Below are 10,091 nucleotides of genomic sequence, written 5' to 3' on the forward strand. Positions count from 1 at the left end.
ACAAGCCGCCGCCGGCGAAATCGGCGCGAACGCTATGAGCGGGAATGGATGCAAAACGGAGCTGCTCTAGGGTAGAATTCATGTCGGGCAAGGTGTGTTCGTGCTGATAGGGTAGGTTTTTAGATAATTCCCATTCTATCAATCACTTACGGCATTCTTGCCCTTTTTTGTGCAAAATTCAGGCTAAGCAATCTCTGGCCGCGCGCCACTGGAATCACATGTATGAAATTCACCTGACCACCGCGCCGCTTGCCGGGGCGCAGTGGGACGCGCTGGCGCGTTTTGCCGCCGCCACCGGCGCCAAGCCCATGGTCATCGCCCTGGCGCGCGGCAGTCATCCGGTGCAGCCGATGCTGACCTTGTGCCGCGCCGGCCATCTCGATGAGGTGATCGCGCAGGCGCTGGCGCTGGCCGGGCAGGCAACGCAAGCCGGTTTTGAGGTGGTGCGCTGCAAGATCGAGCAGGATGCCTCGCCCGATGCGCAAGCCCTCGCGCACGCCCGCCACCATTACTTTGAATGGCACGGCCGCATGCTTGTGCCGGAGCCAATCCGCCCGCAACTGGCGGCGCTGTGCGCGCCCTTCGGCGCTCATTTGTCGAACAACGCCATCCGCGGCGGCGACCTCCGCTACGTCACCTTGCGCGAAACAGGCGGGCATGCCGGATTGCGCGCGCGCGTGGCGGGATTGACCGGGGCGCTCGCCGCGCACGGATGGACGCTTGAAAAACAACAGTGGGAAAGCGTCGTCTACGACAGCAATCTTGCACTCGATAAGGGATGGCTGGAACAGGCATGACGAGAATAACGATGCAACAAATCACGGACTACGCCGCGCAACACGAGCTGCACGACCATGCGGTCAGGCGCATGGTGGCGGAAGAAGCCTTTCTTCGCCGGGCCGCGATGGTGGACGGTCCGTTCATGCTCAAGGGCAGCTATGTCACCGGCCAGCAGATCGATCAGGGCTGGCGGCGCATACCCGGCGACCTCGATTGGGTCGGCCTGGGTGCGCTCGATGCCAAGGAGCTCACTGCCTGGGCGACGGCCGTCACCGAAACCGAGTGCGACGACGGCATTCGCTTCGACAGTTTTTCGAAAAATGCGTTCTGGCGCAATATCGACTACGCGATGGACGAGGATTTTCCGACTGTAAATACCGATATCGACGCGTGGATCGGCGATGAGTATCTTGATGTTGACATCGACGTCAGTTTTGGCCTGCGCCTGGAGCCGCCGCCGCAGCCCTTGCTGTACCAGCCGCGCATGGGCGATGCGTTCATGGTACACAAGAGCGTGGCGATCGAACTGCAGATGGCGTGGAAGCTGCATCAGTGTATGGTGCGGCCACGCTTCAAGGACATGATGGACATCATTCTCGTGCTGCGCGCCAATACGGTCGATGCCGCTGTCATATGGGCGGTGCTGGAAGAGGAGTGCCGGCGCGATAAGACGCCCCTGGAGCGCTTCAACTGGCTGCTCGACCAAACGATCGCGCTGCATCCGGCGTGGGAGAAGATGAAACGCGGACATTACAGTATGGACGACTGTTTTGCGGAGTGGCGTGCGCGCGAATCACCGCACCCCGGCCTGTACCTGAACGAAAGCAGGCTGGCAAATATCTATAGCGGCGGCCCCGAGCTGTTGTGGCCCGACTTCGGCCAGCTTCTCGCCGAACTGGCCATGCGCCTGCAAGGCGCCGGCTTTGCGCCGGTGGCGCCGGCGCCGAGTTATGCGCCGCCGGGCAAGCCGGTCAGCATGTCGGTGCGCTTGTGGGGCTTGCTCGGGCGGCGCCCTTGAACGCGCCGGCGCGTCACTTGGCCTGTTTCAGGGCGTTCAGCCGTGTCAGGCTGTCCTGCGCGTTTTTCGCCTCCGGATCGCGTGCGAGCGCGCGCTGGTAGCTGGCGATGGCGTCGTCTGGACGCCCGTTCTTTTCATACGCTTCGCCCAGGCTGTCGAACACATTGCTGCTGGCCGGGTACAGCGTGGCGTTGAACTTGAACAGCGCCAGACTGTCTTTCAGCTTGCCCTGCATCAGCAGCTGGTAAGCCCACTGGTTGACGAACACTTCGTCCAGCGTGAACTGCGGATCGGCGGCGCGCAGGTCCTGGTAGACGGCGTCGATCTGCTCGTAGCCGCGCTGCGCCAGCGCATCGAGCAGGGCCGGCGGCGGGCTGTACATCGTCAGCGGGAAGGCGCGGTTCAGGGCGCGCCGCGCGATATCGTCCGAGCCGCTGTGCGAATTGGACATCAGCACCACGCCGCGCCGCGTGACCGGATCGAAGCCGATGAACGTGCGGTAGCCGGCGGTGCCGCCGTTATGCCAGACGATGTGCGAGCCGAACTTGTCGAGAATATGCCAGCCAAGGCCGATGAATTCGCCCGGCTGCTTGCCGAGCGGGTGCTGCGGCTGGTGCGCGGCCTGCATCGCCGGATACAGCGTCGAGGCAATCAGGCCCGCATTGGCGCCGACAAATTTGAGCATGTCCGACGTGCTTGAGCGCAGCGCGCCCATGCCGGCCAGCGCCGGCATATCCCAGTTCTGCGATGCCTTGCCGGGCATGCCGTAGCCGGTCGCGAGGCGTTTCTGCATCGCCGCGCTCAGGGTGATGGCGGTGCTGTCCATGCCCAGCGGCTGGCCGATGCGCTGGCGTACCAGGGTCTCGAAATCGCTTCCGGCGCGCAGGCTCAGGATATGCCCGAGCAGGCCGACGCCGTAGTTCGAATAGTCATATACCTCGCCGCTGGCCCGCGTCGGCGCGAAATCGCCCAGCGCCGCGTACAGTTGCGGCACCGTGTAATCGGCAAACGGATTGCCCGGATTGGCCGGCGCCAGGTTGGCCGGAATGCTCGGCAAACCCGACAGTTGCGCCGAGAGCTCGCGCAAGGTGATCGCTTTACCGTTGAACTGCGGCGTTTTGACGCCGGCTGGCAGCCAGGCGCCGATCGGATCGTCCAGCTTGACCTCGCCGCGCAGCACCATGTCGCTGAACAGGGTGGCGGTGAAGACCTTGGTGATCGAGCCGATTTCATACACCGAGTCGGCGCCGGCCGGCGCGCCGCCGATGCTCACGGCGCCGTACGAGATCACCCGGCTGCCGCCCGCGTCGATCAGGCCGACCACCATGCCGCTGCCTTTTTTATCGATATCGACGCGCGCCTTCATCATGGCCAGGATATCGGCGTCGGTGGCCGGCACCGGCGCCGCCGCGTGTACGCTGGCGCCCAGCAGGGCCAGCACGCAGGAACCCGCGAGCGCAGGCAGGGAAATCAGTCGTGATCGTGTCATTGTCGTCGAATCGTGAGCGGCAGTGGGGGCAGGGGCGGCCGGTGCGCCGCCTGGAGTCTAGCAGCAAGGACGCGCAGTCCAAAGTCCGATGAGCAATCTTCCTTGAAACATACCGTTCGGTCGGTATGTTATAGTCCGGGTTCTTGATGACGCGCAGTTCGAGCATGACAGCCTGGTTTTCCTATCTTGCCCTGGCGGGTGCCATTATCTGCGAGGTGATCGGCACCACCTTCCTCGGCAAGTCCGGGCAGTTCAGCAAAATGTTGCCGACCGCGCTGATGGCGGTGTTCTACGCCGGCTCGTTCTACCTGCTGTCGCTGGCGCTCAAACATGTGCCGCTGGGCGTGGCGTACGCCATCTGGGGCGGGGTCGGCATCGTGCTGACGGCGCTCATCGGCGTGATCGTGTTCCGGCAGCGCCTGGACCCGGTGGCGATCATCGGCATCGGCCTGATCGTTATCGGCGTGGTGCTGGTGCAAGCGTTGTCGACATCGGTGGTGCATTGAACGCGCCAGCTGCGTCGACCAGGAAAAAGGAACCCGAGCGGGTGCGCCGCGCCTTGCTCGGCTGCGCGGCGAAGATTGCGGTGGAACAGGGCTTGGCCGGCGTCACCGTACATGCGGTGGCGCAGGCCGCCGGCGTGAGCAAGGGCGGCCTGTTCCACCATTTCGCCAACAAGCAGGCGCTGGTCGAGAGCATGTTCGAGGACATGATCGCGCGCTTCGATGAGGGCCTGGACGCCTGCCTGACAGGCGACGACGGCGCCTATGGCTGTTTTACGCGCGCTTACGTGCGCATGGTGTTCGACGACCCGCCCGAGACCTTGGATAATCCGTGGAGCGTGGCCTTGCCGGTCTCGCTGATCGCCGATCCCGCGCTCAAGCGGCGCTGGGACGCGTGGCTGGCAAACCGGCTGGCGGCGCACGCCGCTACCGACCGCGCGCCGCTGCTGGGCGTGGTGCGGCTGGCCGCTGATGGCGCCTGGTTCGACTGGCTGCTGGCGCGCGGCGAGCGGCCGGCGTATTTTCCGCAGGTGCGCGCGCAGTTGCTGGCGCTGGCTGCGGCGCGCCCGGCGTGAGCGGGCTCAGGTCCGGCGCGTCTGCCACCTGGCGGCGCTTGGCCTGATGTCGTGCTGTGTTGTATCGGCAATGTTTTAGTGGCAGACTAGCGCTCTCTCGCCCATGGATTTCCTATGAAAAAAATCTTGTTCGCCCTGACCGTTTGCTGCGCCGCTGCCCAGTCCCTGGCCCAGTCGCCGGCCAGCCCGCCTGCCGCGTCGTCCGCCCAGCCTGCCGCCCCGACTTTGCAGTCGCACACGTTTCTGCTGACATCGACGGTGCTGTCCGAAACGCGGCGCATCAATGTGTTTGCGCCGGCCGGTCATGGCGGCATGGAGGGAGCACCACTGCCGGTACTGTACATGCCGGATGGCGGCCAGGCCGAAGACTTCCCGCACGTCGCGCAGACGGTGCAAACCCTGGTGGCGGCCGGGCGCATGCCGCCGGTGCTGCTGGTGGGAATCGAAAACACCGAGCGCCGGCGCGACCTGACCGGCCCGACCACGGTCGAGAACGACAAGAAAATCGCCGTGCGCGTGGGCGGCTCGGCGGCGTTCCGCCAGTTCATTCGTAGCGAGCTGATGCCGTATATCGCATCGCATTACCGTGTCACGGCCGACAAGGCGATCGTGGGCGAGTCGCTGGCCGGCCTGTTCATCGTCGAGACCTTGCTGGTCGAGCCGGACCTGTTCGACCGCTACGTGGCGATCAGCCCCAGCCTGTGGTGGAACGATGAAGCGCTGGTGCGCACGGCGGACGCCAGCGTCAAGGCGCTGCCGGCCCGGCCCAAGAAGATTTTCCTGACCTCGGCCGATGAAGCCAATATCGTACACGGCACGGCGCGCCTGGCGGCGTCGCTGCTGGCGCATGCGCCCGCTGGGGTCAGCCTGAGCTTCAGGCCGATGCCGAAGGAGCGCCACGATACGATTTACCGCGCCAGCGAAGCGCTGGCGCTGGAAACGGTGTACGGGCCAACTGGCGGCGGCGCCGGCAGGGCGCCAGGCGTGGCGCCGTAGGCTTGTCGAGATCCCCGGGAGCTCGTCCACGACGGCGCGCGCATGCGCGCGCCGCAATCTTGCCCGATCGTCAGCTGTTCGCTCCGTTATACAACGGATTTCCTTCTCGTAGTGCAACACATTTGACATGGCCGCGCGCTCGCGCCTATTCTTCATGCATGGGCTCGCGCATGCGCGCGCCCACCTGTTTCAAGCCCCCAGCACGACCGGGTGCGGCTGCCGGCCCCAAGCTCGCCGGCAGAGTTTGCCGCACGTTTGACCTGATCCTCGTCTGACTCTTCGCTCAAGATGTACCTGGTGCGCCTGTCCTTGCGCGGCCAGTAACCTTACGGAAAACTCAAGATGCCTTCTATCGTCAAGCACCGCATTGTTCTCTCTTTCGCCAGCCTGCTCGCGTGCGCTTCCCAGGCATCGGCCCAGGCCACCGACAGTACTGCGCCTGCCCCCGCGGCCGCGCCGGCCACCACCATGACCGCCAATGTCACCCTGGCCTCGCAATACATTTCGCGCGGCTTTCGCCAGACCTGGGGCAAGCCGGCCCTGCAAGGCGGCTTCGACGTGGGGCATCCGAGCGGCTGGTCGGCCGGGGTCTGGATGTCGACCGTGAGCAACCGCTTCATCGAAGATGGCACGCTCGAAATCGACCTGTACGGCGGCTACACCGGAACCGCCGGGCCGATCGGCTACAGCGCGCTGCTCTACTATTACAAATACCCGGGCGCCGAGTACCGCGCCACCGCCACCACCTACGACTACGGCGAGCTGTCGCTGGGCGTGACCTACAAATTTTTCTACGCCAAGTACAACAGCACCTACACCAAGGAATTTTTCGGCATCACCAACGCGCGCGGCACCGGTTACCTGGACATCGGCGCCAATGTCGACCTCGGCTCGGCTTACACCCTCAACCTGCACGCGGGCGATGGCCGGGTACACGGCGCCGGCAACGACATCTGGAACTGGCGCGATGTCAAGGTAGGCGTCAGCAAGGCCTTCGACGGCGGGTGGACGATGTCGGGCGCGTACACCAAGGCGCGCGGCGCCACCAATGCCTACGATGCGTACACGCTCGGCATTCCCGATTCGTCAGGCAAGATCGCCGTGTCGAATCCGGCCGTCGGCACCTTCGTGGTGGCGCTGACCAAGACATTTTGATGTTCGAACCACCGACAGAGGATAAAAACACCATGGCCGCATTCGGATCGGGTCTTTCACTGAACGGCAAGATTTGCATCGCCGCCACCGGGCTGGTGGCGCTCAGCCTGGCCGTCACGGCGCTTGTGATCGGCGTCAAAAGCAGCGCCAGCGCGGAAGCGGCGGCCATGGAGCTGGCGCGCACGTCCTCGCGCGAAGTCGTCGGCGCCTTGCAGAGCCGCCTGTCGAGCAACCTGTCCAGCGTGATCAGCCTGGGCGCGGCGATGCGCGCGACCATGGCCGTCAAGCAGCCCTTGCAGCGCGAGCAGATCTATGAACTGACGCAAGCGACCCTGCTGGGAACGGAAGACTTGATCGGCGCGGCGGTGACCTTCGAGCCGAACGAACTCGACGGCAAGGATGCCGAATTCGCCAACAAGAAGCCGCATTACGACGCCAGCGGGCGTTTCATGCCGTACTTTACGCGCGACGCCAGCAATGCGGTGAGTATCGAACCGATCGTGTTCGGCACCGCCGCGGGCGCGAATGACTGGTACGACATTCCCAAGCGCAGCGGCAAGGTCTATTTTACCGAGCCGTATGTGTATCCGGTGGGGGGCAAGGATGTGCTGATGGCCTCGCTGGTGGCGCCGATCATCGTAGAAGGCAAGTTCAAGGGCACGGCCAGCGCCGACTTCATGCTGCCGCGCCTGACCGCCATCCTGGCCGGGCTGAAGGTGATCGAGGGCGGCAAATTGTCGCTCATTTCGAATGGCGGCGTGTACGCCAGCCATCCCCAGGCGGCCAGGCTGGGCAAGCCGGCCGACGATTTGCCGGCGGCCGCGCTCGAACGCATCAAGCAGGGCAAGCCGTATGAATTTGACGATGGACGTGGCAACATCCGCCTGTTGCAGCCCTTGTCGATCCACGCCGATATTGCGCCGTGGAGCGTGGACCTGAGTTTCCCCAAAGCCGTGGCCACCGCGTCGGCGCGCGAACTGCTGCTCTACACCCTGATCGTGGCGCTGGTGTGCGCGGTGGCCACCGGGGGCATCCTGGTGACGGTGGTGTCGAGACTGACCCGTCCGCTGCGCACCCTGGGCGCGACCATGACCAATCTGTCGTCGGGCGAAGCCGACCTGCGGGTGCGGCTGGATGTGCGCGGCAAGGATGAACTGGCGGTGATCGGCGAGGGCTTCAACGCCTTTGTAGGCAAGATTCATGCGGTGCTGGTGCAGGTGCATGAAAGCGCCGACAACGTGGCGCAGTCGAGTGCGGAAATCGCGCATGGCAACAATGACTTGTCGGCGCGCACCGAGCAGCAGGCCAGTTCGCTGGAAGAAACGGCCGCCTCGATCGAGCAATTGACCGCGACCGTGCGCGATAACGCCGAGAACGCCAAGCAAGCCAACCAGCTGGCGGCGTCCGCTTCCGAGGTGGCGCGCAAGAGCGGGGCGGCGGTGTCGCAGGTGATCGCCACGATGACCTCGATCAACGAGTCGTCGAACAAGATCGTCGACATCATCAGCGTGATCGATGGGATTGCCTTCCAAACCAATATCCTGGCCTTGAACGCGGCGGTGGAAGCGGCGCGCGCGGGTGAGCAGGGCCGCGGCTTCGCGGTGGTGGCCTCGGAAGTGCGCAACCTGGCCCAGCGCAGTGCGGCGGCGGCCAAGGAAATCAAGGCCCTGATCGACGATTCGGTCGGCAAGGTGGCGATCGGCAGCCGCCAGGTCGATGAAGCTGGCAGCACGATGGAGCAGGTGGTGGCCAGCGTGGGCCGGGTCAACGCCATCATCGCGGAGATCACGGTTGCCACCGGCGAGCAAAGCCAGGGCATTTCGCAAGTCAACCAGGCGATTGCCGAGATGGATGGCGTGACCCAGCAAAATGCGGCGCTGGTGGAAGAAGCCGCCGCCGCGGCCGAAAGCCTGCAGTTCCAGGCCTCGCAACTGGCCAGGGCGGTCAATGTGTTCAAGCTGGACGACCGCACCCACAGCGCCGCGCACCAGGCGGTGGCGCGCTCGACGCCATCGTCGACGATGGCCAAGCCGGGAGCCCGGCCCGCGCTGGCCAAGCCAGGCCAGCCGGCCAAGCCGGCAAGCGCGCACGCCAGCGAGGAGTGGGACGAGTTCTGACCGTGGTCCGGCACGGCGACGGATTCCCCTGCGCACAAAGGCGCGGCCGCGTACGCATGATTGCGGAATGCGGCGCGCGTGAGCGCGATCAAACCGCCGCCTTGTCCCCGGAACGTATCCTGTGCGCGGATGACGTGACCCGGAAAGGCGCACCGGGCCGCGTCAATGAATGCTAAAATGACAATTTTTCCCAGCAACCGGTGCGCCGCGCCGGCGTCTCCAAGCCAGGCCGGCAAGCGCCCGTTCGCCTTCACGCTCAACCATCAGGCTCCGCATGACACCGTATTTTTCTGGCACATCGACCGGCTGCGCCAGTTGAAAACCTATTACACGACGCAGGTCGGTCAGCAGTCGCGCTATCGCTTCTTCGCTCCTGAAACGCCGCAGTCGATTGCCGCCGTCGAGCAGAAAACCGGCTTGCCGGTGCCGCCCGACCTGCGCGACCTGTTGCTCACCGTTGGCGGGTTTTCCATGGCCATCGATATCGATGGCTTTGTCCTTACCTACCTTGGAACACCGCGCACCTTCCAGCTAAAAGCGGTAGTTCTAGATGAGTCAAGCAAGGGGCTAATTTGTTCAACAATTTTCTCCCTCGCTCGAAAAATCCTGCTGCGTACGGTCGCAACGGGACACTGCATGATTATTGAGATTTCCTCGTAGCTGAGCCCTTCAAGCTCCCGCAGAACGATCGAGGTTCGCTCGTCCAGTGTCAGCGAGTTTATTGCCGAATAGATTGCCAAAGCAAGCTGTTTGCTTTCGAGCGCCGAATCTGGCGTGTTCATATCAGGTATGTCCTCCGTATCGGCGAACGTTGGCCCCTGCTCTGCATGGGTCTGCATGAAGGTCGGATTCCGCTTGGCCTGTGCAATAAGATAGCTTTTCGCCGTGTTGATCCCGATTGTGTAAAGCCACGTGTAAAAAGCGCATTCGCCCCTGAAATTTGCCAAACCTCGGTAAACCTTAATAAATGACTCTTGTACCAAGTCCTCAGCTTGGACTCTATCATAAACGAGCCTGGATATTAATCGCATCAGCCGATTCTGATATTTAACTACAAGCATGTCGAACGATTTTCGACAACCAGCCTTAGCCCGATCAACAAGACGCTGATCACATTCACGTTCCGTAGTCACGAAGTCCCCTCTCTGATGAGTTCGGACAGATCGATCACCTAAACTTTTGCCCGAAAAATCCGCCGGTAAACATTTCCCGAAATTTTCAAGGTAGTTATGAATGGCATGTTGTGTAGGATGGCCTCTTTTCATTTTGCTGCGTTATAAATATCGTATTACAGAAAAGAGGCCATTATCACAAATACGAAGGGACTACTGATGTAACCAATCACCTCCCCGCAGACAATTTTTCTGCCTGGAAACTCAGTTCAATGTATGATGTGCAATCTTGTTAAAAAAGCCCACGCCTCTCACTGATTTCGACCTGCGCCAGATGGATGAAGAA

The 10,091-nt window shown here is 63.0% G+C and carries 9 protein-coding genes; 7 read left to right on the forward strand and 2 right to left on the reverse strand.

The window, feature by feature from the left end; all coding sequences use genetic code 11:
• Window positions 1-218 precede the first annotated feature (218 nt).
• Window positions 219-797, forward strand: a complete 579-nt coding sequence (locus tag F1735_RS31020) for a hypothetical protein (RefSeq protein ID WP_167240540.1) — start codon at window positions 219-221, stop codon at window positions 795-797.
• Between the two features lie 11 nt (window positions 798-808).
• On the forward strand, window positions 809-1,798 hold the full coding sequence (locus F1735_RS31025) for a nucleotidyl transferase AbiEii/AbiGii toxin family protein (RefSeq protein WP_167240542.1): 990 nt from the start codon (window positions 809-811) through the stop codon (window positions 1,796-1,798).
• Between the two features lie 13 nt (window positions 1,799-1,811).
• Here F1735_RS31025 and F1735_RS31030 read toward each other — a convergent pair whose 3' ends face one another.
• The gene (locus F1735_RS31030) at window positions 1,812-3,287 is read right to left on the reverse strand and encodes a serine hydrolase (protein ID WP_167240544.1); all 1,476 of its coding nucleotides are present in this window, start codon (window positions 3,285-3,287) and stop codon (window positions 1,812-1,814) included.
• Window positions 3,288-3,451: 164 nt separating this feature from the next.
• On the opposite strand from F1735_RS31030, the gene F1735_RS31035 reads away from it, so the two are divergent.
• The 5 genes from F1735_RS31035 (at window position 3,452) to F1735_RS31055 (ending at window position 8,633) form a co-directional block, all read left to right on the forward strand.
• Window positions 3,452-3,793, forward strand: coding sequence for a DMT family transporter (locus F1735_RS31035; protein ID WP_167240546.1), 342 nt, complete (start codon window positions 3,452-3,454; stop codon window positions 3,791-3,793).
• On the forward strand, window positions 3,790-4,365 hold the full coding sequence (locus F1735_RS31040) for a TetR/AcrR family transcriptional regulator (RefSeq protein ID WP_167240548.1): 576 nt from the start codon (window positions 3,790-3,792) through the stop codon (window positions 4,363-4,365). The genes F1735_RS31035 and F1735_RS31040 overlap by 4 nt, the downstream gene beginning before the upstream one ends.
• 114 nt (window positions 4,366-4,479) lie before the next feature.
• Window positions 4,480-5,361, forward strand: a complete 882-nt coding sequence (locus F1735_RS31045) for an alpha/beta hydrolase (RefSeq protein WP_167240549.1) — start codon at window positions 4,480-4,482, stop codon at window positions 5,359-5,361.
• Window positions 5,362-5,703: 342 nt separating this feature from the next.
• A complete protein-coding gene (locus tag F1735_RS31050) occupies window positions 5,704-6,516 on the forward strand; it encodes a TorF family putative porin (protein ID WP_167240551.1) in 813 nt (270 codons plus the stop codon).
• A gap of 32 nt (window positions 6,517-6,548) precedes the next feature.
• Window positions 6,549-8,633 (forward strand): methyl-accepting chemotaxis protein, encoded by a 2,085-nt coding sequence (locus tag F1735_RS31055; protein WP_167240553.1) that lies wholly within the window; start codon window positions 6,549-6,551, stop codon window positions 8,631-8,633.
• A 503-nt stretch (window positions 8,634-9,136) separates the two neighbouring features.
• Here the strand turns inward: F1735_RS31055 and F1735_RS31060 are convergent.
• Window positions 9,137-9,766, reverse strand: coding sequence for a sigma-70 family RNA polymerase sigma factor (locus F1735_RS31060; RefSeq protein WP_167240555.1), 630 nt, complete (start codon window positions 9,764-9,766; stop codon window positions 9,137-9,139).
• Between the last annotated feature and the right edge of the window lie 325 nt (window positions 9,767-10,091).

The sequence above is a fragment of the Massilia genomosp. 1 genome, assembly GCF_011682185.1.
GTDB classification, from domain to species: Bacteria; Pseudomonadota; Gammaproteobacteria; order Burkholderiales; family Burkholderiaceae_D; genus Telluria_A; species Telluria_A rubra.

Bases quoted from the DNA above. Each gene is read 5' to 3' on its own strand.
- F1735_RS31045 (WP_167240549.1), top strand. From the start codon at position 4,480: ATGAAAAAAATCTTGTTCGCCCTGACCGTTTGCTGCGCCGCTGCCCAG.
- F1735_RS31055 (WP_167240553.1), top strand. From the start codon at position 6,549: ATGGCCGCATTCGGATCGGGTCTTTCACTGAACGGCAAGATTTGCATC.
- F1735_RS31020 (WP_167240540.1), top strand. From the start codon at position 219: ATGTATGAAATTCACCTGACCACCGCGCCGCTTGCCGGGGCGCAGTGG.
- F1735_RS31050 (WP_167240551.1), top strand. From the start codon at position 5,704: ATGCCTTCTATCGTCAAGCACCGCATTGTTCTCTCTTTCGCCAGCCTG.
- F1735_RS31025 (WP_167240542.1), top strand. From the start codon at position 809: ATGCAACAAATCACGGACTACGCCGCGCAACACGAGCTGCACGACCAT.
- F1735_RS31030 (WP_167240544.1), bottom strand. From the start codon at position 3,287: ATGACACGATCACGACTGATTTCCCTGCCTGCGCTCGCGGGTTCCTGC.
- F1735_RS31035 (WP_167240546.1), top strand. From the start codon at position 3,452: ATGACAGCCTGGTTTTCCTATCTTGCCCTGGCGGGTGCCATTATCTGC.